We start from the raw sequence: 23,203 nt of genomic DNA, 5'->3' as shown, positions 1-23,203 counted from the left end.
CTCTACCTCCCGTCCAGGACGTCCTCGATCGGAAAAGCGTCGGCATGAGAGGAGGGCCGCGACAGATACAGCTCCGTGTGGTAGTAGCCCTCGGCCTCCTTGCCCTCCGGGGAGTGCCCCGCCGCGGTGACCGCCTCGATGGCGTGCCTGCGCTCGGTCTCGTCGCTGAAGCGGCGTTGGGGGAATGTGTGTGACGTCGCCTTGTGCGTGACGAGGCCGAATCCGGCCAGCGTGTCGACGATCGGCCCGTAATCGACGGTCCTGAGCACGAACGCGGCGACCCACACCGGCGCCCGGACATGGCTGAGCACCTTCTCGAACGTCCGGCTGGTGATGTAGCCGACGCCGCCCGTCACCGTGATCAGCTGGACGGGCTCCAGCGCACGTGCCAGAGCCGGGCCCGGGGCGTGGCGCTCCAGATCCTCGCCGAACCCCTCGTCGAGCAGCCCGGCCGCACGTGCGTACAGCACCGCGTTGCGCGCCGCGTCGAGCCCGATCACCCGGGCGGGGGTCGTCACCGACCGGCGTCCGGCGTAGAAGGCCCGGTCCTCCTCGATCAGTTCCTCCGTGCTCAGCGCGGACACCCGGGGGTCGGTGTAGTGCCGGTACAGGTCGTCCAGGGTCACATCGTGACGGAGCAGCGCGGCATTGATGCCGTACGAGCAGCACACATCCAGCACCGTGACCGGCCCCCCGGGTTCTTTCGGCGCCTCGGGTTCCTCCGGTCCTTCGCGGCCCTCTCCCGCGAAGAGGGTGCGGGCGCCCAGCAGACGGCGGAAGACCGGCTGGGCATGGCGGGGCGTCTGGTACTCCAGCGGCCCCAGCCCACGGCAGTAGGCACGCGGATCGGGCCGGTCGTAGATGTCGTCGAAGGAGGTCTTGCCCCCGTTCCCGGCGCGATGTGTCGTCCTGCCGCCGGCCGGGGGCCGGTCCGTCCTGTCATGGATACCGGTCATCTCAGTCCCTCGCTGTCCCTGGTCAGGCGGTACCCCCGGCTGTCCCCATCGTCGCAGGGACTGCTGGGGAGTGCCGCGCGAGGGAAGCCGAACGGCTGATGGCCGGCCGGGGCTCAGCCGCCTGCCGTGTCCTCGGCGGGGCCGCGGCGCAGCAGATAGGTGTCCATGATCCAGCCCTTGCGCTCCCGGGCCTCGGCCCGTACGGCCCGGATCCGGTCGGCCACCTCCGAGAGCCTGCCCGAAATGAGGATCTCGTCCGCCGTTCCCACGTAGGCGCCCCAGTAGATGTGCAGGTCCTCGTCCTGGTACCGGGCGAACGTCTGGTGCGCGTCGAGCATGACCACGACGTCGTCGACTCCCTCGGGAAGGCCTTCGGCCAGCCGCCGCCCGGTGGTGATCTGTACGGGCCGGGCCACCTGGTTCAGCCCCGTGCGGTGTCCCGCGGCCAGGGCCGAGACGCTGCTGATGCCGGGGACGACGGAGTAGTCGAAGTCCACGGCGCCGCGGGCGAGGATGTCCTCGAGGATGCCCAGGGTGCTGTCGTAGAGCGCCGGGTCGCCCCACACCAGGAACGCCCCGCACTCCCCGTCCGCGAGTCCGTCCCGGATCAGCCGCTCGCAGATGTCGGCACGGCGGCGGCGCCAGTCCCCGACGGCGGGGGAGTACGCCGGCGTGGCGGCCGTACGGTCCCGGTCCGGGTCCTGAGCCTCCATCAGCCGGTAGGGCCGCTGCCCGGCGTGGCGTTCGAGGATCTCGCGCCGCAGCCGCACCAGGTCCGACTTCTCCTCACCCTTGTCCAGGATGAAGAAGACGTCGGCGGTGTTGATGGCTTTCACGGCCTGCAGGGTCAGATGGTCGGGGTCGCCCGCCCCGATGCCGATGACAAGGATCTTTCTCACGGGGCCCGAGTCTGCCTGATGGCGCACGGGCGGCGGACAGCGGTCGGAGAAGCGAAGCGGCCGAAGCGGCCCGAGAGGTCAGGGAACTCGGGGAGTGACGACGGCGAGGGTTCGACCACGGCGAGCGGCCGGGCAGGGGCAGGAGGGACGAGGACAGGTGGCGGAACAGCGGCAGGGGGCGACGACGGGGGCGACGAGGGCGAGCGGCCGGACAGGGGCAGGAGCGACGAGGACAGGTGGCCGAACCGGGCCGGGGTCGACGAGGGTGAGTGTCCGAAGGTGCGACGGTTCGACGAGGTCGCGGGGCCGAAGAGGGCAAGGTCACATCCGAGCGGACTGCTGCTCAGGGGGTCGTTTCGCCTAGCCTTCCCCCATGACGGTCCTGCCTGATGACGGGCTCTCCCTGGCCGCCGAGTTCCCTGACGCGACCCGCGAGCAGTGGCACCGCCTTGTCGAAGGTGTGCTGCGCAAGTCGGGTAAGTCCGACGTCTCGGGTGCGGCAGCCGAGGACGGGCTGGCCACCGAACTCCAGGACGGGCTTGCCACCCGCCCGCTGTACACCGCCGAGAACGGCGCCGACGACCCCGGATACCCGGGCTTCCCCCCGTATCTCCGGGGCGGCAGGCCGGAGGGGACGGCGGTCTCCGGCTGGGACGTGCGCCAGCGCCACGCCCACCCCGACCCCAAGCGGGCGAACGAGGCGCTGCTCTCCGACCTCGAGAACGGCGTGACCTCGGTCTGGCTCGCCGTCGGAGAGGCCGGGGTGCCCGTCGAGGGCATTCCGCAGGCCCTTGACGGTGTCTATCTGGATCTGGCCCCGGTCGTCCTCGAACCCGGTGCGGAATTCGCCGCGGCCGCCCGGCAGTTGTTCCGGCTCTACGAGGAGCGGGACGTGCCGCCCCGGGCCGCGCTCGGCCACCTCGGCGCCGACCCGCTCGGACTGGTCGCCCGTACCGGCCAGGACGCCGCCCTCGCCGGCCACAGGGCGGCCGCCGCCGAACTCGCCGCCCGCTGCCAGGAGAACTACCCCGGGGTGCGTGCCCTCGTGGCCGACGCCCTGCCCTATCACGAGGCCGGTGCCTCGCCCGCCGAGGAGCTGGGCTGCGCCCTCGCCACCGGTGTGGCGTATCTGCGCGATCTGACCGAGGCCGGGCTCACGGTCGACGCGGCCTGCTCCCAGCTGGAGTTCCGCTTCGCCGCGACCGCCGACCAGTTCCTGACGATCGCCAAGCTGCGCGCCGCGCGACGGCTGTGGGCGCGGGTGGCCGAGGTCTGCGGGGCCACACCGGCCGCCGCGGCACAGCGCCAGCACGCCGTCACCTCCCCGGTGATGATGACCCGTCGCGACCCGTGGGTGAACATGCTCCGCACGACCGTCGCCTCTCTGGGCGCCGGAGTGGGCGGGGCCGACGCCGTGACCGTGCTGCCCTTCGACAGCGCCCTCGGCCTGCCGGACGCCTTCGCCCGCCGGATCGCCCGCAACACCTCCTCGATCCTGCTGGAGGAATCCCACCTGGCGCGGGTCATCGACCCCGCGGGAGGGTCCTGGTACGTGGAGCGGCTGACCGACGAACTCGCCCACGCCGCCTGGTCCTGGTTCCAGGAGATCGAACGGGCCGGGGGACAGGCGTCGGCGCTGCGCTCCGGACTGATCGCCGACCGTCTCGAGCGCACGTGGGCGCGGCGTACCGAGGATCTCGCGAAGCGCCGTGAACCGATCACCGGTGTCAGCGAGTTCCCGCTGCTGACCGAGGCCCCGCTGGAGCGCGAGGCGGCGCCCGCCGCGCTGTCCGGGGGCCTGCCGCGGGTCCGCCGCGACGAGGCGTACGAGGCGCTGCGGGCCCGCTCCGACGCGCATCTGGCCGCCACCGGCACCCGTCCCCGGGTGTTCCTGGCCGCTCTCGGCTCCGCCGCCGCGCACACCGCACGGGTCACCTTCGCCGCCAACCTCTTCCAGGCGGGCGGTGTCGAACCGGTCCACGACCCCGTATCCGTGGACGCCGGCACGGCCGCGGAGGCCTTCGCCCGGAGCGGCGCGGGCGTCGCCTGCCTGTGTTCCAGCGACCCCGTCTACGCCGAGCAGGCCGAGGCCGTGGCCGCGGCTCTGAAGTCGGCGGGCGCACGGCGGGTGTTCCTCGCGGGCCGGCCGGGCGAGCAGCGGGATGTGTATCTGCGGGCGGGAGTCGACGCGTTCGTCGTCGCGGGCGGCGACGCGGTCGCCGTTCTCTCCTCCGTACTCGACGACCTGGGAGTGGCGTGATGCAGGGCAGCACGGGACAGCGGGGACCGATCCCGGACTTCGCCGGCGTCGACCTGGGAACGGCCGCGGCGTCCGGAGTCACCGCCGGCCAGTGGCGCGCGGCGGTCCAGGAGAGCACCGGCAAGGGCGATGACGACCTGGTGTGGGAGACCCCGGAGGGCATCGGCGTCAAGCCGCTCTACACCTCCGAGGACCTGGCCGGGGTGGACTTCCTCTCGACCTACCCGGGCATCGCGCCGTATCTGCGCGGCCCGTACCCCACGATGTACGTCAACCAGCCGTGGACGATCCGCCAGTACGCCGGGTTCTCCACCGCCGAGGAGTCCAACGCCTTCTACCGCCGCAATCTCGCCGCGGGCCAGAAGGGCCTCTCCGTCGCCTTCGACCTGCCGACCCACCGCGGCTACGACAGCGACCACCCGCGGGTGACCGGTGACGTCGGCATGGCGGGTGTGGCCATCGACTCCATCTACGACATGCGGCAGCTCTTCGACGGCATCCCGCTGGACAGGATGAGCGTGTCGATGACGATGAACGGCGCGGTGCTGCCCGTTCTCGCCCTCTACATCGTCGCCGCGGAGGAGCAGGGCGTACCGCCCGAGAAGCTGGCCGGGACCATCCAGAACGACATCCTCAAGGAGTTCATGGTCCGTAACACCTACATCTACCCTCCGCAGCCGTCGATGCGGATCATCTCCGACATCTTCGCGTACACCTCGCAGAAGATGCCGCGCTACAACTCCATCTCCATCTCCGGCTACCACATCCAGGAGGCCGGGGCCACGGCCGACCTGGAGCTGGCCTACACCCTCGCCGACGGAGTGGAGTATCTGCGCGCGGGGCTGGGCGCCGGGCTGGATGTGGACGCCTTCGCGCCGCGGCTGTCCTTCTTCTGGGCGATCGGCATGAACTTCTTCATGGAGATCGCCAAGTTGCGCGCGGCCCGGCTGCTGTGGTCCAAGCTCGTCAAGCGCTTCGACCCGCAGAACGCCAAGTCGCTCTCGCTGCGCACCCATTCGCAGACCTCCGGCTGGTCGCTGACCGCGCAGGACGTCTTCAACAACGTGACCCGTACCTGTGTCGAGGCCATGGCCGCGACCCAGGGGCACACCCAGTCGCTGCACACCAACGCCCTCGATGAGGCGCTGGCCCTGCCGACCGACTTCTCGGCGCGCATCGCCCGTAACACCCAGCTCCTGCTCCAGCAGGAGTCGGGCACCAACCGGGTGATCGACCCCTGGGGCGGCAGCGCGTACGTCGAGCGGCTCACGTACGACCTCGCGCGCCGCGCCTGGCAGCACATCGAGGAGGTCGAGGCCGCGGGCGGGATGGCGAAGGCCATCGACGCCGGTATCCCCAAGCTGCGTGTGGAGGAGGCCGCGGCCCGCACCCAGGCCCGTATCGACTCCGGGCGGCAGCCCGTGATCGGGGTCAACAAGTACCGGGTCGGCGGCGACGAGCAGATCGAGGTGCTCAAGGTCGACAACTCCTCGGTGCGGTCCCAGCAGATCGAGAAGCTGCGGCGGCTGCGCGAGGAGCGCGACGAGGCGGTCTGCCAGGACGCGCTGCGGGCCCTCACCGCGGCCGCCGAGGCGGGTGCGGGCAGCGGCCTCGAGGGGAACCTGCTCGCCCTGGCCGTGAACGCGGCCCGGGCCATGGCCACGGTCGGGGAGATCTCGGACGCTCTGGAGAAGGTGTACGGGCGGCACTCCGGCCAGATCCGTACCATCTCCGGTGTGTACAGGGAGGAAGCGGGGATGTCGTCCGGGGTGGAGCGCACCCGTGCGCTGGTGGAGGCGTTCGAGCGCGAGGAGGGCCGGCGGCCCCGCATCCTGGTCGCCAAGATGGGCCAGGACGGGCACGACCGCGGCCAGAAGGTGATCGCCACGGCCTTCGCCGACCTCGGCTTCGACGTCGACGTCGGCCCGCTGTTCCAGACCCCGGCGGAGGTGGCCCGCCAGGCGGTGGAGGCCGATGTGCACATCATCGGGGTGAACTCCCTCGCGGCCGGTCATCTCACCCTCGTGCCCGCTCTGCGCGAGGAGCTGGCAGCGCAGGGCCGGGAGGACATCACCATCGTGGTCGGTGGCGTCATCCCGCCCCAGGACGTCGAGCCGCTGCGGGAGATGGGCGCGGCCGCGGTCTTCCTGCCCGGCACGGTCATCCCGGATGCCGCCCACGATCTGCTGACGTCCCTCGCCGGGACGCTCGGCCACGAGCTGTGAGCCCATGACTGCTCGTAAGGGCCGGAACATCGACATCGACGGGTACGCCAAGGGGGTCCTCGACGGCTCCCGCGCCCATGTCGCCCGGGCGATCACCCTCGTGGAGTCCACCCGGCGCGACCACCGGGAGCTCGCACAGCGGCTGCTGATCGAACTGCTGCCGCACACGGGCTCGGCGCGCCGGGTCGGTATCAGCGGGGTGCCGGGGGTCGGCAAGTCGACCTTCATCGACGCGCTCGGCACCCTGCTCACCGGACTCGGCCACCGGGTCGCCGTACTCGCCGTCGACCCGTCCTCCACGCGGACGGGCGGCAGCATCCTCGGCGACAAGACGCGGATGGAGCGGCTGTCCACCGATCCGGCGGCCTTCGTCCGGCCGTCGCCGAGCGCGGGCACCCTCGGCGGGGTGGCCCGGGCGACCCGCGAGTCGATGGTGGTCATGGAGGCGGCCGGGTACGACGTGGTGCTGGTGGAGACGGTCGGCGTCGGCCAGTCCGAGACCGCCGTCGCCAATATGGTCGACACCTTCCTGCTGCTCTCCCTGGCCCGCACCGGCGACCAGCTGCAGGGCATCAAGAAAGGTGTGCTGGAGCTCGCCGACGTCGTCGCCATCAACAAGGCCGACGGTCCGCACGAGCGGGACGCCCGGTCCGCCGCCCGTGAACTGGCGGGGGCCCTAAGGCTGTTGCAGCCCGCCGACGCCGAGTGGAACCCGCCCGTGCTCACCTGCAGCGCCCGCGAGAGCACGGGGCTCGACACCCTGTGGGAGCGGCTGGAGCAGCACCGGAAGGTTCTCGAGGCCACGGGGCGCCTCGCGGCGAAGCGGCGCGACCAGCAGGTCGACTGGACCTGGTCGATGGTGCACGACCAGCTGCTGGCCCGGCTGCGTGAGCATCCGGAGGTGCGACGGCTGACGCCGGAGCTCGAACAGCAGGTCCGCGACGGCACGCTGACCGCCACCTTGGCCGCCGAGCGGCTGCTGACGGCGTTCGGCAGCTGACCGGCTGAGCAGTTGGCCGCCGGCCAACTGCTCAGCCAGTTGGCCGCTGATCGCTGACCGCTGCCCCGAGCAGTCGGGCTGCCTGCCTGCCTTCCCGCCTGCCCGTCGGCTCGCCTGCCGCCCGTCGGCTCGAGCGGCCTGCGCCCTTGCCCCCGCACCGATGGCCGCGGCACCACCCGGGCCTGGTCGCGGCGTGCCGTCGTACGGGTGCCCCGGCCGTCGTCCGGCGGCCGTGCCCCGCAGGTCCCGGCTTCCGGGGTGGCGCCGCGTGGGGCGGTGGACTAGAGGGGCGCGGGCCGGGCCCCGCGCGCCGGACCGTTGGCTGAAAGAAGACGGCCGAGCGGGCCCATACGGTAAGGCCGCGGGGGCCGTCGAGTGAGCGGTGCGTTCCGGTGCGCCACACCCTCGTCGGGGGCCGGGAGCTGCCCGGGGCGCCGACTGCGCGGCGCTGTCCACATCGGCCGCTCCGTGGCCCTGAGCGGAGGGTTCGCGCTCGCACGGGCCGCCTTGTCCGTGGGGATACCCGGGGAGCACCGGCCGCGGGCGGACGGAAGAGGTTCGGTCAGAAGAAGTTCAGTCAGAACATCTGAAGGGCCAGGCTGGCCAAAGGCAGCCCGAGCTGCCACGCAGGGGTCCACACGGTGGCGGGCCGGTGTTCGTCGACGTCGGCGCCCGCCCAGGTGTCGTCGTAGTCCTCGTCCGCCGAGAGCAGCTCCGTCTCGACCAGCCGCCGCCAGGCCGCCCGGGCGAACGGCAGATCCGGGCTGGTGTGCCCGAGGGCCCGCTCCTCCCGGTCGAGGCACTGGAGCCGCCTGGAGCACCAGCTGTGCCAGGGCCCGGCCGCCGCCGTCAGATCGCACCAGTGCTCCAGCTGCGACACCACCCCCGCACCCGACAGCTGCGCCCCGCCCGACAGAAAGGCCGTCAGGGCGAGAGCGTCCCGCCCGGCCCGGAACTCCAGACTCATCGGCTGCATGAGCTCGGCCTGCCTGAGCACCTCCTCGGCGACGTACTCGGCGTACAGCCATGCCATTGGCACGGCCAGCTCATCTCCACTGGCACTGTTCGCCCGCTCCGGCAACATGCCGCTCACCCTCGCTCCGCTTCTACGACGTCCCGGTCATCACCGCCCACCCTCAATCACGGACGGGACCCGCCGACTGCTCAATCGGAGTCCGGACAGCCCTGCCCCACGTCGCATCGATCCCCCACGGGGCCGCCGGGCGCTCACCCGGGTGCCCGCGGCACGTCCCCATTGCGCCGTCCCCCGGCCGTGTCGCCGGCCTCCGCGGCACAGCCCGGTCCGCCGTGCCGCGTCCCGTATTACGCCCCGGGGGCCGCGGCGGTTCCTCTCAGGCCTCGCCAGGGTGCCACTTCGGCCATTCGCCGGGCCGGTCCGTCCAGTGCACCTGCTCCGGATCGTCGAGGTCGACGCCGGGGAACACCTGCCGGATCCGTGGCTCGAACTCCTCGCGCTCCAGGGGCTCCCAGCCCACGCCCCGCAGATGCACCAGCCGGTAGCGGGCGTCGGTCTCGAACGGCGCCACCACGACCGGAGCGTCCGGCTCGGGCGCGCCCTTGGCGTTCTCCATGCCTCCAGGGTGCTCCCCGGCGACCCGCCCGGCGAGCGGGACGAAAGTGCGGCGGCGCGGCGGCGCGGAGGGTTGACTGGGGAGCGTGAACTGCGTCTTCTGTGCAATCGTCGCCGGCGAGGTGCCGAGCCACCGGGTCTTCGAGGACGGGACGGCGGTGGCGTTCCTCGATGCCAGACCCCTTTTCCCGGGCCATGTGCTGGTGGTGCCGCGGCGGCACACCGAGACGCTCGGCGACCTCCCGTCGCCCGATGTGGGGCCCTTCTTCCTCCGGGTCCAGCGGATCGCGGGCGCCGTGGAGCGGGGGATGGAAGCCGCGGGCTCGTTCGTGGGCGCGAACAACCGGATCAGCCAGTCCGTGCCGCACTTCCACGTCCATGTCGTACCGCGCAACCCCAAGGACGGCCTCCGCGGCTTCTTCTGGCCGCGCACCCGCTACGCCGACGAGGCGCAGGCGGAGGACGCCGCGGCGCGGGTGCGGGCGGCTCTGGACACCTGAGGCCGCGCCCGTGTGCACGTACGAGGGCGCAGCGGGACGCCCCGAGGCTGTTCCCCCATCCGTCCCCGAGGCCGTGGTCCCCGTCCGTCCCCGAGGCCGTGGTCCCCGTCCGTCCCCGAGGCCGTGGTCCCCGTCCGTCCCCGGGGCCGTGGTCCGTGGACGCATCCGGGGCGGCGGCCCCTGCACGTACGAGGTCACAGGCCCGCAGTTGCGGAATCCGCGCTTTTCAGATTGATTCAGTACATACCAGTCTTGTGGGCTTCTTCGTCCCCCCGGGCTGGGGGTGCATCATGCGGTTCACCGACCGCGCGGACGCCGGCCGCCGCCTTGCCGCAGGGCTTGAGCATCTGCGCACCGAACACCCGGTCGTTCTCGGCCTTCCCCGCGGTGGAGTACCGGTGGCCGCCCAGGTCGCCGACGCCCTCGGCGCACCGTTGGATGTCATCCTCGTCCGCAAGCTCGGCGTGCCGTACCACCGGGAGCTCGGCTTCGGGGCCATCGGCGAGGGCGGGGTGCGGGTCGTGCACGACAACATCGTCCGGATGAGCCGGGTCGGCGAGGACGATCTCGCCGAGGTCGAGCGGACCGAGGAAGCGGAACTCCGGCGGCAGGCCGAGCGGTTCCGCGGCGGCCGTCAGCGGATCCCGCTCGCGGGGCGTACGGCGGTCGTCGTCGACGACGGCATCGCGACCGGCGCGACGGCGGCGGCTGCCTGCCGGGTCGCAAAGGCCCAGGGAGCCGCGCGCGTGGTGCTCGCCGTTCCCGTGGCACCCCCCGACGCCGCCGCGGCCCTGCGCTCCGAGGTGGACGAAGTGGTCTGCCTCTCGACACCGTCCGCGTTCTACGCCGTCGGAGAGTGGTACGAGGACTTCTCCCAGACCGAGGACCGGGAGGTCATCGATCTGCTGGCCCGGTCCGTGCCGGAGCCCACGACGCCGTCCGGGCCGGACGACCCGCCCGAGGTCACCGAGAGGGAGATCCCGGTGGAGGCGGACGGTGTGCGGCTGAGCGGCGACCTCCGGATGCCCGACGGCGCGCTCGGCGTCGTCGTCTTCGCCCCTGGCGGCGGCAGCAGCCGCCGCAGCCCGCGCAACCGTTTCGTCGGGGAGGCCCTCAACGAGGCAGGCCTCGGCACCCTGCTCCTCGACCTGCTCACGCGCGAGGAGGAGCTCGACCGGGCCAATCCGTTCGCCATCGAGACCCTGTCCGGCCGGCTCACCGAGGCGATCCGGCTGCTCCGCCGTGACCTCGGCACCCTGCCGATCGGCTGCTTCGGGACCGGTACGGGCGCCGCCGCCGCCCTCCGGGCCGCCGCCGACGACGATGCGGAGATCGCGGCCGTGGTCTCCCGGAGTGGGCGGCCCGACCTCGCGGGGCCCCGGCTCGCGGACGTACGAGCCCCCACACTGCTCATCGTCGGGGGAGGCGACGAGACCCTGCTGGATCTCAACCGCCAGGCCCAGAACCGGATGAACTGCGAGCACCGGCTCGTCGTGGTCCCGGACGTCACCCACCTCTTCGAGGAGCCCGGGGCCATGAACACCGTGTCGGCCCTCGCCCGGGACTGGTTCCTGGAACACCTGGTCCCGTCCGGCCCGGAAACGAACGGGAACCGCACCGGTACGGCGTCGACTCGGAGGCATCCCGAGGCGCATTCTGGAAGGTGACGCTGGGAGGTGACCGTCATGCAGACCATCACCGGATGGCATGTGGACATGGAGTTCCGCGAGATCGACAACAAGACCGAGGCGGCCGCGCTGCTGAGACTCCAGGATGGTACGGAACTGCGGGCGCATGGGCGCGCCAACCGCCACCCGGACGACCCGGAGCAGCCCAAGGTCGGCGAGGAGATCGCCGCGGCCCGGGCGCTCAACGAACTCGCCCGGCAACTGCTGGCGAAGGCTGGGGTGGAGATCGAGGAGGTCACGCACCTGCGGGCGCATCTGGCCATGTGAGCCGCCTGTTCACGACATGTGAGCCCCCCCGTCCAGGGCCAGGTGAGCCGCCCGTTCCAGGGCCGGGTGAGCCTCCTGTTCCGGTCATGTGAGCCATACGCCGTGGCCAGGTGAGGCAGGCGCCAGGGGGGCCGTGCGCACCGCCGCGGGAAGGCCCGCGGTGGCCCTGTCGGTGTGCGCCCGGACCGTCGCGTCCTGCTCGGTCCACGACGTCGCGGGCCGAGCAGGATGTGCCGGTCCGGGCCTAAACTTGGGACGTGGCCCGACCCAACAAGGAGGTCGAGGCTCTGCTCCAGGAGTACGCGGACCTCGTCCTGATCACCGGTGGAGACGCGTTCAAAGCCCGCGCCTACGAGAAGGCCGCGCGTGCGATCGGCGGCCACCACGCGGATGTCTCCCAACTCGATGCCAAGGGCCTGCGGGACATCCCCAATGTCGGCAAGTCCATCGCCGACAAGGTGATCGAGTATCTGCGCACCGGCCGGATGCCCGCGGTCGAGGACGTCCGCGCCAAGATCCCCGCCGGCGTACGGCAGCTCATGGCCATCCCCACCCTCGGCCCCAAGAAGGCCATGACGCTGTACGAGGATCTGCACATCGCCTCGGTCGCCGAACTGCTCGACGCCATCGAGGAGGAGCGGCTGCGCGACCTCAAGGGCTTCGGGCCCAAGACCGAGGAGAACATCCTCCACGGCATCTCGCTGATGCAGGCGGCCGGTGACCGGGTCCCGCTCAATGTCGCCATGGAGGTCGCCGAGGAGATCGTGGCCGCGCTGTCCGCGGTGACCGGCTGCGAGCGGTGCGGCTACGCCGGTTCCCTGCGGCGGATGCGCGAGACCATCGGGGACGTCGACATCCTGGTCGCGGCGGACCTCTCCGAGCCCTTCATGGACGAGTTCACCCGGCTGCCGTACGCCATGGAGGTCATCGCCCACGGCGCGAAGAAGACCTCCATCCGCACCACCAAGGGGCTCCAGGTCGACCTGCGCGTCGTACCGCCGGACTCCTGGGGAGCCGGACTCCAGTATTTCACCGGCTCGAAGGCCCACAACATCCGCACCCGCGAGATGGCCGTGCGCCACCAGCTGAAGCTCTCCGAGTACGGCCTGTTCCATGTGAAGAGCGGACGGAAGGTGGTCTCCGAGACCGAGGAGGAGGTCTACGCCCGCCTCGGGCTGCCCTGGATCCCCCCGACGCTGCGCGAGGACCGCGGCGAGGTCGCCGCCGGCCTGCGCGGCGAGCTGCCGGACCTGGTGACGGAGGCCGACATCAAAGGCGATCTGCACACCCATACCGACCTCACGGACGGGCTCTCCACGCTGGAGGACATGGTCGCCGCAGCCGCCCGCCGCGGCTACCGCTACTACGCCGTGACCGACCACGCGCCGAACCTCTACATGCAGCAGATGACCGACGAGAAGATGCTCGCGCAGCGGGAACGGGTACGGGCCCTCGACGGCAAGCACCGCGGGATGCGTCTGCTGCACGGCACCGAACTCAACATCGACCCGGACGGGAACGTGGACTGGCCGGAGGAGTTCCTGGAGGACTTCGACCTCTGCGTGGCCTCCGTGCACTCGCACTTCAACCAGGGGCGGGACGCCCTGACCCAACGGCTCGTCAGGGCCTGCGAGAACCGCCACGTCGACATCATCGGGCATCCCACCACCCGCATCCTCGGGAAGCGGCCCGGTCTCGACGCCGACCTCGACGCGGTGTTCGCCGCCTGCGCCCGCACCGGCACAGCCCTGGAGATCAACGCCCACCCCGACCGTCTCGACCTGTCCGACGAGCACATCCTGCGGGCCAAACGGCACGGCGCGAAGTTCGCGGTGAACACCGACGCCCACTCCACCATCCACCTCGACTACCTGCGCTACGGAGTGGGCACCGCCCAGCGCGGCTGGCTCACCGCGGAGGATGTGATCAACACCTGGCCCCTCGCACGGCTGCGCCGGTTTCTCCGCCAGGGCAGCCGGGCACACGCACCGTCCTAGGGCAGCTCTAGGCTGATAGCAACCACCTGTCCCCGAGCCTGGGGGAGATCATGGAACTCGGTTTTCTCAAACCGCTCTTCGACCGTCCGGGCCCATGGGCGTCGGTGTACATCGACACCACGTGGGCGAGTGAGGACACCGCTCACCAGTGGCTTCTGCGGCAGCGCGCCGTCGCGGCGCAACTCATCGACGAGGGCGCCGACGCGTACACCGTGAAGGCGGTCATGGACACGCTCTCCGAAGAGCCCATCTCCGGAACACCCCCGGGACGCGCGCTCTTCGCGGCAGGAGCCGAGGTCGTGCTCGACCTTCCGCTCGCCGTCGCGCCGTACATCGGGGAGGCCGGCTGGTCGACGCTGCCGCACACCGCGCCGCTCGCCGGCCTCCACGACGACCAGCCGCCGTGCCTGGTGGCGTTCATCGACCACCTCGGCGCCGATCTGGAGCTGCGGGACGCGCTCCGGCAGGAACCGGCAGGCCAGGCGAAGGGCAAGCGGTGGCGCGGGCACCGAACCGTCCCCGACGACCGGCACGAATGGCACTTCCGGAACAAGACGGAGAACACCTGGAAGCAGAACGCGGAGATCATCGCGGATGAGATCGCCCGCACCTGGCCCGACTGCGGTGCCGGGCTCCTCGTCCTGGCCGGTGACGCGCGCGAACGCAAAGCGGTGTACGAGCGGCTGCCCCACCAGCTACGGGCTGTCAGTGCCGAGACCGAACACGGCGGCAGGTCCTCCGGACGCGCGAACGGCCGGCTCGATCAGGAGGTGGCCCGGATCCGGCAGGAACACGCGCGAACACGCCTCCAGAGCGCCCTCGACCACTTCCGCGCGGGCCGCGGCCGGGGCGGGGAGCACCGTCCGGGGAGCTCCGAGGCGGGCCCGGGCGAGGCGGCCGAAGGGGTGCCCGCCGTCCTGGACGCGGCCCGCGCCCACCAGGTGGCCACGCTGCTGATGGCACAGATCGCCCCCGACGGGGGCCGGGACGTCTGGATCGGCCCCGGGGCCGACCAGGTCGCGGTGCAGCGCGGCGAGGTCCAGGCCATGGGTGTCGCCAAGCCGCAGCGCGCCCGCGCGGACGACGCGCTGATGCGGTCCGCCGCCGCGGGCGACGCCGAGGTCATGCTGGTCCCCGACGGAATGCCGGGCCCGGCGGGCGGTTTCGGCGCGGTGCTGCGCTGGGCCGCCTGAGCGGTGGCGGGCGGCATGGGACCGACCGGTACGGCCCTCCGCACGGGGGCCGAACCCTCCCGCGCGGAGGGCTCGATCGCCCGTCGGCTCATCGCCGGCCATCTCGTGGAGGGCCGGATGGAGCCCGGCGAGGAGATCGGTCTGCGGATCGACCAGACCCTGACCCAGGACGCCACCGGCACCCTCGTGATGCAGGAACTGGAAGCCCTGGGCCTGGACCGGGTCCGGACCGAGGTGAGTGTGCAGTATGTCGACCACAACATCCTGCAGACCGACGAGCGCAACGCCGAGGACCACATCTTTCTCCGGTCGGCCTGCCGCCGCTTCGGGCTCTGGTACTCCCAGCCCGGTAACGGCGTCTCGCACCCCACCCATATGCAGCGCTTCGGCGTCCCGGGCAGGACGCTCGCGGGCTCCGACTCCCACACCTGCGCCGCCGGATCGCTCGGCATGCTCGCGATCGGCGTCGGCGGGCTGGAGGTGGCGCTGGCCATGGCGGGGCGGCCGCTGTATCTGCGGATGCCCCGCATCTGGGGCATCCGGCTCACCGGGGTGCTGCCGCCCTGGGTCAGTGCCAAGGACGTCATTCTGGAGATGCTGCGCCGGCACGGTGTGAGCGGCGCCGTCGACCGGATCCTGGAGTACTACGGCCCCGGACTGAGCGGCCTCTCCGCCATGGACCGTCATGTCATCGCCAACATGGGAGCCGAGCTGGGCGCCACCACCAGCGTTTTCCCCGCGGACGACGCCGTCCGGGCCTTTCTGCGCTCCGCGGGGCGCGAGGAGGACTTCACCGAGATCACCGGCGAGCCGGGGGACCGCTACGACCTGTACGAGGAGATCGATCTCTCGGGGCTGGAGCCGCTGATCTCCCGGCCCGGCTCGCCCGACCGTGTCGTACCCGTACGGGAAGTGGCGGGTGACCCGGTCTCCCAGGTCGTCATCGGGTCGTCGGCCAACCCGGGACTGCACGATTTCGCGGTCGCCGCCGCCATGGTCAAGGGAGGCCGGACCGCCCGGGGGATGAGCCTCGACATCAATCCGACGTCGCGGGAGATCCTCCAGGACCTCACTCTGCTCGGGGCCACCTCCGACCTGATCGCCGCCGGAGCGCGGATCCACCAGCCCGGCTGTCTGGGCTGCATCGGAATGGGCCAGGCGCCGGCCGCCGGCCGCAACTCCCTGCGGACCTTTCCGCGTAACTTCCCCGGGCGCTCCGGCACCGCGCAGGACGCGGTCTGGCTGTGCTCCCCGGAGACGGCCGCGGCCTCGGCGCTGACCGGACGGATCACCGACCCCCGGGAGTGGGCCGCCGAGACGGGCACCCGCCGGCCGGAGCTCCGCCTGCCCGAGCGCGCCACGGTCGACACGGGGGCGATGGAGGCGCCCCCACCGCCGGAGCAGGCCCGGGACATCGCCCTGGAACGCGGCCCCAACATCTCCGCGCTCCCCGAGCTGGACCCCCTGCCGGACACCCTGGAAGGGCCGGTCCTGCTGAAGGCGGACGACAACGTCTCCACCGACGAGATCTCGCCCGCCGGGGCGGAGGCGCTGCCCTTCCGCTCCAACATCCCCGAACTCGCCGCCTTCACCTTCAGCCGTATCGACCCCGACTACGCCCGGCTCGCCGCCCGGACCGAGGGGCCGCACGTCGTCGTGGCCGGTGACAACTACGGGCAGGGCTCCTCCCGGGAACACGCCGCGATCACCCCCCGCCATCTGGGGCTGCGGGCCGTCCTGGCCAAGTCCTTCGCCCGGATCCACTGGCAGAACCTGGCGAACTTCGGAGTCCTCGCGCTGGAATTCGACGACCCCGGAGACTGGGACCGCGTCGTGGCCGGGGACCGGCTGAGAATGGAGGGCCTGCACGCCTCCCTGGCCCCGGACGCGCGACCGGGGCTGCGGGTGCACAACACCACCAGAGGCGAGCACTACGCCGTACGCCACCGGCTCTCACCGCGGCAGCGCCGGTCCGTCCTCGCGGGCGGTGTGATCCCCGCCCTGGCTGCGGAAGCGCTTTCCCCGCCGCGGGAGTAGAACAGGGAGCAACGGGCACCCGCGTGTCCGTACCTCGCGTCCCGAGGAGGGATTCCCGTGCCGATCGCGACCGTCAACCCCACCACCGGGGAAACACTCAAGACTTTCGACGCACTCGGCAAGGCGGAGATCGAGGAACGGCTGGTACGTGCCGAGGCGGCCTTCCGGGAGTACCGGACGAGTACCTTCCCGCGGCGGGCGGAGCTGCTGCGCGCCGCCGCCGACCTGCTGGAGGCGGACCGGGACGACATCGCGCGCACCATGACGATCGAGATGGGCAAGCCGATCGCCCAGGCCCGCGCGGAGGCGGCCAAGTGTGTCAAGGCCATGCGCTGGTACGCCGAGCACGCCGAGCTGCTGCTGGCGGACGAACACCCCTTCCCGGCCGACGTCGAGGACTCCGGCGGCGCCCACGCCGTCGTGCGCTACCGCCCGCTGGGGCCCGTCCTCGCCGTCATGCCGTGGAACTTTCCGCTCTGGCAGGTCGTCCGGTTCGCCGCGCCGACGCTGATGGCGGGCAACGTGGGCCTGCTCAAGCACGCCTCGAACGTCCCGCAGACCGCGCTGTACCTCGAGGACCTGTTCCGCCGGGCCGGCTTTCCCGTGGGCTGCTTCCAGACGCTGCTGGTCGGCTCGGGCGCCATCGCCGACATCCTGCGTGACCCGAGGATCGTGGCGGCGACGCTCACCGGCAGCGAGCCCGCCGGCCGCTCCGTCGCCTCGATCGCGGGCGATGTGATCAAGAAGACGGTGCTCGAACTGGGCGGCAGCGACCCGTATGTGGTGATGCCCTCGGCCGACCTCGACAAGGCCGTGCCGACGGCGGTGACCGCGCGGGTGCAGAACAACGGGCAGTCCTGCATCGCGGCCAAACGCTTCATCGTGCACACGGACGTGTACGACGCCTTCGTGGCCGCCTTCGTCCAGCGCATGTCCGCGCTGACGGTCGGCGACCCGATGGAGGAGCCGACCGAGGTCGGTCCGCTCTCCAGCGAGCAGGGCAGGCGCGATCTGGAGGAGCTGGTCGACGACGCGCGGGGGCGGGGCGCGGCGGTGCTGTGCGGCGGCGGCCGGCCCGAAGGGCAGCCGGTGGGCTGGTTCTACGAGCCGACCGTGCTGGCGGACATCACCCCGGACATGCGCATCCACGACGAGGAGGCGTTCGGCCCCGTCGCGTCCGTCTACCGGGTGGCGGACCTGGACGAGGCGGTACGGGTGGCCAATGACACCCCGTTCGGCCTCAGCTCCAACGTCTGGACGCGGGACGCGGACGAACAGGAGAGGTGCGCCAGGGACCTGGAGGCCGGGTGCGTGTACTTCAACGGCATGACGGCCTCCCACCCCGGATTCCCCTTCGGCGGTACGAAGCGCTCCGGCTACGGGCGCGAGCTGTCCGGCCACGGTCTCCGCGAGTTCTGCGATGCGACGACGATCTGGCACGGCGTGCCGCCCGCCGGGGCCTAGGGCGTGTTTCGAAAGTCCCTCCCCCAGACTTCGTCCGGGTGGGGGTGCCCCCGGCCGAAGGCTGGGGGAGTGCCCCCACGCTGCGTTGTCGGGCTCGTCCGAGTACCTCCCTGGCCTTCGGCATGGGGGACCCCAGTACGAGGACGACCTTCCCCAGCCTCCGGCCGGGGGTACCCCCACCGCCTTGCGATCGCACGCACCTGGGGGCACCGCCCAGCGGTAGCTGGGGGAGCCGCGACCCCGCCCTTCGGGCGGACGGCGCTACTTTCGAAACACGCCCTAGGTGTATTGATCACGAGCGTTGTTGACACTCGCGGGGTCCTGATCCCGCGGGGCCGGCTGCCCTACCGGGCGTCGGCGGCGCCCGCCCGGCGAGCGCCGTCACGGGTCCACACTCCGACGTGGTCGACGAGCATCGGGCGGCCCGGGACGGTGTCGGCGGTCGGGGTCCTGCCGGCCGCCACGGCGTCGGGGAAGGCCCCGCCGACGGCGACGTTGAGCAGCAGGTAGTAGCCCGCGTGTTCGGTCATCCTCGACCAGGTGGCGGCGTCGACGCGGTCCTGCCGGACGCTGTGGAACAGCTGGTCGTCGACGTACCAGCGGAGCTCCTCGGGCGAGGTGGCGCGGTCCCATTCGAAGCGGTAGGTGTGGAACGCCGCCTGGCAGGTCGCCCCGGGGCAGGCCCGGTCGGCGCCGATGCCGGTCGTCTCGTTGCAGGGGCCGCCGGGGTTCACACCGCAGTGGAGCACGCCCCAGACGGAGTTGATCCCGTTGACGTTCTCCATGATGTCGAACTCGCCGATGCCGGGCCAGTTCCAGTAGTTGCCCCGGTAGGGGGAGCCGAGCGCCCAGAAGGCAGGCCAGTAGCCGAGCGCGGCGCTGCCGGTGACGTCGGGCATCCGGATGCGGCTCTCGATGCGCAGAACGCCGCCCGCGGGGGCTTTGAAGTCCGCACGGCGGGTCTCGACGCGGCCCGAGGTCCAGTTGCCGGAGCTGTCGCGGAGCGGGGTGATCCGCAGATGGCCGGAGCCGTCGAGGCTCACGTTGTCCGGGGAGTCGGTGTAGCTCTGGATCTCACCGGTGCCCCAGTTGCCGGGGCCGCCGGGGTAGCCGTGGCCCGTGTCGATCTGCCAGTGGGCGGATGAGGGCGGGGTCCGGTCGGGGCCGGTGAAGTCATCGCTCCACCGCAGAGTCCAGCCGGGGGCCGGGGGTACGGCGCCCCGCGCCGGTGCGGCCGTGAGCGCCGCGAGGAGGCCGGCCAGGGCGAGGGCCGCGGCGGTCAGGGCGGCGGGAACGGCTCTGCGCCGGCGGGGTGGTGCCTGGGGCGCTTGGGCGACGCTGCTCGTGCTCATGGGGGAGTGCCTCCTGGGGAGGGAGGGGGAAGGCATCGCGAAGCGCGGTTCGCGATGCCCTGAATGAGAGCGCTCTCAGGATGGTGTAGAGGAAGACCCCCACCCCGTCAATGAGGGGCGCACATCAGCCTGGTGACGGTCCGTCACCCATGGGCCGTACCTCCGCGACGAGCAGAGCCACGTCATCGTGCCCGTCGGGGTCGCGCAGGGAGTGCAGCAGGAGGTCGCAGGTCCGCTCCAGGGAGCGCCGCGGGCCGGACAGCATGCGGACGAGGGCGGTGAGGCGCGCGTCGATGGGCTCGTCCCGGGTCTCGACGAGACCGTCGGTGTAGAAGACCAGCCGGCTGCCCGGGGTCAGTCGGAGGTCGGTGGTGCCGAAGGGTATGTCCCCCACGCCGAGGGGCACTCCGTTGGGGACGTCGATGAGCTCGGCGGTGCCGTCCGGGCGGACGAGGACGGGCGGAAGGTGGCCCGCGGAGGAGATCCGGCAGTGGGCGGTCCGCGGGTCGTAGCTGGCGTAGACGCAGGTGGCGAAGGCCTGGTCCAGGCCGTTGGTGACATCGTCGAGGTGTCTGAGCAGCTCCGCCGGCTCCAGGTCGAGCCGGGTGAGGGTACGCGTGGCGGTACGGAGCTGGCCCATGGTCGCGGCGGCCGTGATGCCGCTGCCCATCACATCGCCGACGACGAGCGCGGTGTTGCCGTCCGACAGCGGCAGGACGTCGAACCAGTCCCCGCCGACCTCGTGCGTGGACCCCGCGGGCTGGTAGCGATAAGCGAGTTCCAGACCGGGCTGGCGCGGGGGCCGCTGGGGCAGCAGGCTGCGCTGCAGGGCCAGAGTCGTACGGCGCTCGTTCCGGTACAGCCGCGCGTTGTCGATGCTGATGGCGGCGCGGGCGGCGAGCTCCCAGGCCAGCAGCTGATCGTCCTCGTCGAACGGGGTGGGCGTCCGGGCCCGGATCAGGCTCAGCGTCCCGATGACATTGCCGCGGGCTATCAGCGGCACCCCGAGATAGGAGTGGGCCCCGGCGCGGGCCAGCAGGACGGCGGACTCGTCGTCCCGGGCGACGCGGCGCAGCGTCTCGTCGTCGACATGCGGTACGAGGATGGGTTCGCCGGAGTCCACGACCTGGGTGATCAGCCGGTCGCCGGCGTACTGGGCGACATCACCGGCGGGGTCGGGGGCGCGCGAGGCCTCGGTGCGGTAGGCGGCCTTCACCGCGAGCGCGCGGAAGACCGCGGGCCCATTGCCGGTGACCGGCCCGGAGACGTCCTGCCGGTCGCTGAGGATGGAGTCGAGGATGTCCACCGCGGCCAGGTCGGCGAGGTCGGGTACGACCACCTCGACCAGCTCCCGGGCGGTGTGGCGGAGGTCGAGCGTGGTGCCGATGCGGACCCCCGCGTCCGCGATCAGGGCGAGACGTTTCCGCGCCCTGATCATCTCCTTGGTGGCGCTGTGCCGCTCGGTCACGTCGATGACCGAGATCGCCACCCCCAGGACCTGCCCGCCGGTGTCCTCCAGCCGGTAGTACGAGACCGACCACGCGTGATCCCGTCCGGGGTCGACGGGGGTGCGTCCGACCGCGTACTGGTCGAGCAGCGGCGCGCCGGTGGCCAGCACCTGGCGTGTCGCGGACTCGATGGCGTCCACATCCAGGAAGGGCAGGGCGTCCGTCACATTCCGGCCGAGGTGCTCGGCCGCCGGCAGGCCGTTGATCCGCTCCAGCGCCGGGTTGACCAGGACGTAGCGGAGATCGGTGTCGAGGACGGCCAGCCCGATCGGCGACTGGCTGATCAGCCGCATGGACAGCGCCAGATCGGTCTCCATCGTGCGGAGGGTGGCCCGGTCGGTGGCGATGCCCAGCGCGTAGGGGTTCTTCTTCTCGTCGAACATCCGCATATTGCGGAACTCGATCATCCGGCTGCTGCCGTCCTTGACCCGGACCGGGAAGCCGCCCGCCCAGCTGGCCCCTTCGAGTACCTCTCTGAACAGCTCCTTCACCAGGTGATGATGCTGTGGGTCGATCATCAGCGCGGCGGCAGGCTGCCCGAGTGCCTCCTCCGCGGTGTAGCCGAAGAGCTGCTCGGCCGATGGGCTCCACAGAGCGATTTCGCCCTTGGCGTTGAGGACGACCGCGGCGACCCCCAGGGCATCGAGCAGACCCCCGGGCGCGGAAGGCTCAGGGGCAGCGCTATGACCTGTGCCGGCCCTCCGAGGATCGTTCTGGCTCATCCCGGGCACCTCTTTCGGTTGCCCCGTGCTGTCGCCGCAATGCCTCCATGGTCCCTTGGATATGCGCGATGCGCAGGTGTCTTCACGTGATCGTTCCCCTGCGTGCCGTGTGCGGTGAGGTCCTCGTGTTTTCCGTGACGGAGCCCAGGTCACCGGGGCGCGCCTGTCGGGGTCGGGGCACCGGCGGGGCGGAGTACGAGGGGTGTCCCCGTCCTCCCGCGGCCGGCGTCCACTCGTACAGGTCGCTTCATTTCTTTATCGATTCTGAGCAGATTCCGCTTCGGCTCCGTTCTCCAGGGCAACACGGTTCGATCCCGACCGTGGTTCCACGTTCGAGGACGGGAGTTGCGAGTGTCACGCAAGAAGACGGTCAGCGGTAAGAAGAAGATCGTCGTGGCGGTCAGCGCCGCCGCGCTGGTCGGTGGCATCGCGGTCGTGATGACCGGCACGAGCCAGGCATCGGTGACCTGTGACGGGCTGGCGAAGGCGTTGGCCAACAACCAGGATTTCATCGCCAAGCAGCAAGCGAACCCGGACGCCAACTCGGCTGCGAAGATCGCGAACCGTGAGGCGGTGATCAAACAGATCGGAGTGCAACAGGAGGCGGCCGGGTGCAGTGACGCCGGCGGCGACGCGGCCGCACAGGGAGACGACGCGGCGTCGCAGGAGGCGGGTCAGGAGGGAGCCGACGCCCAGGCCGGTGCGGAGGAGGGAGCCGAGGCGGGGGCGGGGGCCGAGCAGGGTGCTGAGGCGGGGGCCGCGGCGGGCGCTGAGGCGGGGGCTGAGGAGGGCGCGGACGCGCAGGCCGGTGCCGATGAGCAGGCCGGTGCCGCGGAAGGCGCCGAGGCGCAGGCCGGCGAGGTGGTCTGCCAGGGATCGACGGTCACGGTGTCCGGTGAGGGCGGCGCTCCGGCGGCCTCCAGTGGCGAGTTCCCCGTCGGCACCCAGCTCAAGGTCACCAACCTCGACAACGACAAGTCGACCACCGTGGAGGTGAAGTCGACGTCGGGGAGCTGCGCGCTCCTGAACAACGCCGCGTTCGAGGAAGTCCGCGAGGCCGGGAAGTTCCTCATCCGCAACGCGCGGATCGAGAAGGTCGGCTAGGGCGCGTTTCGAAAGTCCCTCCCCCAGACTCCGTCCGGGAGGGGGTGCCCCCGGCCGAAGGCTGGGGGAGTGCCCCCAGGTCCGCGACGTCTGGCACGCACTCCCCCAGCTGCCGCTGGGCGGTGCCCCCACGCTGCGTTGTCGGGCTCGTCCGAGTACTCCCCTGGCCTTCGGCATGGGGGACCCCAGTACGAGGACGACCTCCCCCAGCCTCCGGCCGGGGGTACCCCCACCGCCTTGCGATCGTACGCACCAGCCGCCGCGACCCCCGCCCTTCGGGCGGACGGCGCTACTTTCGAAACACGCCCTAGGTCCAATGCCGTTGCGTTACGGGTCTGGCGCCCTTGGTGCGCTGATCAGGACGGCTTCGGTGGAGGTCCGGGTGGGTTGAGGCCAGTGCCGGTGCTCGGCTCTCTTGAGCCGGTAGTTGGACATCTTGC

At 71.7% G+C, this 23,203-nt stretch carries 16 protein-coding genes and 1 pseudogene; 11 read left to right on the top strand and 6 right to left on the bottom strand.

From position 1 onward, the window contains the following. Positions 1 to 2 precede the first annotated feature (2 nt). Positions 3 to 956, bottom strand: a complete 954-nt coding sequence (locus tag ACTWQE_RS20590) for a hypothetical protein (protein WP_443330463.1) — start codon at positions 954 to 956, stop codon at positions 3 to 5. 113 nt (positions 957 to 1,069) lie between these two features. Continuing rightward, on the bottom strand, positions 1,070 to 1,855 hold the full coding sequence (gene cobF / locus ACTWQE_RS20585) for a precorrin-6A synthase (deacetylating) (protein ID WP_443330462.1): 786 nt from the start codon (positions 1,853 to 1,855) through the stop codon (positions 1,070 to 1,072). A gap of 373 nt (positions 1,856 to 2,228) precedes the next feature. On the opposite strand from cobF, the gene mutA reads away from it, so the two are divergent. From mutA to meaB, 3 genes are read left to right on the top strand one after another with little or no spacing between them, the layout of a single operon-like run. Then, positions 2,229 to 4,115, top strand: coding sequence for a methylmalonyl-CoA mutase small subunit (gene mutA / locus ACTWQE_RS20580; RefSeq protein ID WP_443330461.1), 1,887 nt, complete (start codon positions 2,229 to 2,231; stop codon positions 4,113 to 4,115). After that, entirely contained in the window at positions 4,115 to 6,340 is a 2,226-nt protein-coding gene (scpA, locus tag ACTWQE_RS20575; protein WP_443330460.1) for a methylmalonyl-CoA mutase, read from the top strand. Before mutA ends, scpA begins: the two co-directional genes overlap by 1 nt. Before the next feature lie 4 nt (positions 6,341 to 6,344). Then, the gene (gene meaB, locus ACTWQE_RS20570) at positions 6,345 to 7,340 is read left to right on the top strand and encodes a methylmalonyl Co-A mutase-associated GTPase MeaB (protein WP_443330459.1); all 996 of its coding nucleotides are present in this window, start codon (positions 6,345 to 6,347) and stop codon (positions 7,338 to 7,340) included. 577 nt (positions 7,341 to 7,917) lie between these two features. Here meaB and ACTWQE_RS20565 read toward each other — a convergent pair. After that, entirely contained in the window at positions 7,918 to 8,424 is a 507-nt protein-coding gene (locus ACTWQE_RS20565; protein WP_443330484.1) for a hypothetical protein, read from the bottom strand. Positions 8,425 to 8,692: 268 nt separating this feature from the next. Then, a complete protein-coding gene (locus tag ACTWQE_RS20560) occupies positions 8,693 to 8,932 on the bottom strand; it encodes a hypothetical protein (RefSeq protein ID WP_443330458.1) in 240 nt (79 codons plus the stop codon). 85 nt (positions 8,933 to 9,017) lie between these two features. Here ACTWQE_RS20560 and ACTWQE_RS20555 point away from each other — a divergent pair, with 85 nt between their 5' ends. From ACTWQE_RS20555 to ACTWQE_RS20525, 7 genes are all read left to right on the top strand, one after another. Further along, positions 9,018 to 9,431, top strand: coding sequence for an HIT family protein (locus tag ACTWQE_RS20555; RefSeq protein WP_443330457.1), 414 nt, complete (start codon positions 9,018 to 9,020; stop codon positions 9,429 to 9,431). A gap of 290 nt (positions 9,432 to 9,721) precedes the next feature. Then, entirely contained in the window at positions 9,722 to 11,098 is a 1,377-nt protein-coding gene (locus tag ACTWQE_RS20550) for a phosphoribosyltransferase family protein (RefSeq protein ID WP_443330456.1), read from the top strand. 18 nt (positions 11,099 to 11,116) lie between these two features. Next, the gene (locus tag ACTWQE_RS20545) at positions 11,117 to 11,386 is read left to right on the top strand and encodes a DUF1876 domain-containing protein (protein ID WP_443330455.1); all 270 of its coding nucleotides are present in this window, start codon (positions 11,117 to 11,119) and stop codon (positions 11,384 to 11,386) included. Between the two features lie 257 nt (positions 11,387 to 11,643). Beyond that, positions 11,644 to 13,383, top strand: a complete 1,740-nt coding sequence (polX, locus tag ACTWQE_RS20540; protein ID WP_443330454.1) for a DNA polymerase/3'-5' exonuclease PolX — start codon at positions 11,644 to 11,646, stop codon at positions 13,381 to 13,383. Positions 13,384 to 13,433: 50 nt separating this feature from the next. Further along, the gene (locus ACTWQE_RS20535; RefSeq protein ID WP_443330453.1) at positions 13,434 to 14,576 is read left to right on the top strand and encodes a baeRF2 domain-containing protein; all 1,143 of its coding nucleotides are present in this window, start codon (positions 13,434 to 13,436) and stop codon (positions 14,574 to 14,576) included. 15 nt (positions 14,577 to 14,591) lie between these two features. Continuing rightward, a complete protein-coding gene (locus ACTWQE_RS20530; protein ID WP_443330452.1) occupies positions 14,592 to 16,613 on the top strand; it encodes an aconitate hydratase in 2,022 nt (673 codons plus the stop codon). Positions 16,614 to 16,670: 57 nt separating this feature from the next. Then, positions 16,671 to 18,077 carry an NADP-dependent succinic semialdehyde dehydrogenase gene (locus ACTWQE_RS20525; protein ID WP_443330451.1) on the top strand — a complete coding sequence of 469 codons (1,407 nt, stop codon included), beginning with the start codon at positions 16,671 to 16,673 and terminating at the stop codon, positions 18,075 to 18,077. Positions 18,078 to 18,454: 377 nt separating this feature from the next. On the opposite strand, the pseudogene ACTWQE_RS20520 reads toward ACTWQE_RS20525, so the two are convergent. Together ACTWQE_RS20520 and ACTWQE_RS20515 are read right to left on the bottom strand one after the other, a co-directional pair. Further along, a pseudogene (locus ACTWQE_RS20520) lies at positions 18,455 to 19,429 on the bottom strand (glycoside hydrolase family 16 protein); the annotation flags it as partial. 124 nt (positions 19,430 to 19,553) lie between these two features. Then, complete coding sequence (locus ACTWQE_RS20515) at positions 19,554 to 21,659, bottom strand: SpoIIE family protein phosphatase (protein WP_443330450.1); 2,106 nt, start codon at positions 21,657 to 21,659, stop codon at positions 19,554 to 19,556. Between the two features lie 351 nt (positions 21,660 to 22,010). On the opposite strand from ACTWQE_RS20515, the gene ACTWQE_RS20510 reads away from it, so the two are divergent. Next, a complete protein-coding gene (locus ACTWQE_RS20510) occupies positions 22,011 to 22,763 on the top strand; it encodes a hypothetical protein (RefSeq protein WP_443330449.1) in 753 nt (250 codons plus the stop codon). The last annotated feature ends 440 nt before the right edge of the window (positions 22,764 to 23,203 follow it).

The organism is Streptomyces sp. 8N706, from assembly GCF_052245415.1.
Taxonomy (GTDB): Bacteria; Actinomycetota; Actinomycetes; order Streptomycetales; family Streptomycetaceae; genus Streptomyces.
Note: the sequence above shows the minus strand (reverse complement) of the source record. Positions and strands in the feature narration are given on the sequence as shown.

Bases quoted from the DNA above. Each gene is read 5' to 3' on its own strand.
- ACTWQE_RS20590 (WP_443330463.1), bottom strand. From the start codon at position 956: ATGACCGGTATCCATGACAGGACGGACCGGCCCCCGGCCGGCGGCAGG.
- mutA (WP_443330461.1), top strand. From the start codon at position 2,229: ATGACGGTCCTGCCTGATGACGGGCTCTCCCTGGCCGCCGAGTTCCCT.
- scpA (WP_443330460.1), top strand. From the start codon at position 4,115: ATGCAGGGCAGCACGGGACAGCGGGGACCGATCCCGGACTTCGCCGGC.
- meaB (WP_443330459.1), top strand. From the start codon at position 6,345: ATGACTGCTCGTAAGGGCCGGAACATCGACATCGACGGGTACGCCAAG.
- ACTWQE_RS20565 (WP_443330484.1), bottom strand. From the start codon at position 8,424: ATGTTGCCGGAGCGGGCGAACAGTGCCAGTGGAGATGAGCTGGCCGTG.
- ACTWQE_RS20560 (WP_443330458.1), bottom strand. From the start codon at position 8,932: ATGGAGAACGCCAAGGGCGCGCCCGAGCCGGACGCTCCGGTCGTGGTG.
- ACTWQE_RS20550 (WP_443330456.1), top strand. From the start codon at position 9,722: ATGCGGTTCACCGACCGCGCGGACGCCGGCCGCCGCCTTGCCGCAGGG.
- ACTWQE_RS20545 (WP_443330455.1), top strand. From the start codon at position 11,117: ATGCAGACCATCACCGGATGGCATGTGGACATGGAGTTCCGCGAGATC.
- ACTWQE_RS20535 (WP_443330453.1), top strand. From the start codon at position 13,434: ATGGAACTCGGTTTTCTCAAACCGCTCTTCGACCGTCCGGGCCCATGG.
- ACTWQE_RS20530 (WP_443330452.1), top strand. From the start codon at position 14,592: ATGGGACCGACCGGTACGGCCCTCCGCACGGGGGCCGAACCCTCCCGC.
- ACTWQE_RS20515 (WP_443330450.1), bottom strand. From the start codon at position 21,659: ATGAGCCAGAACGATCCTCGGAGGGCCGGCACAGGTCATAGCGCTGCC.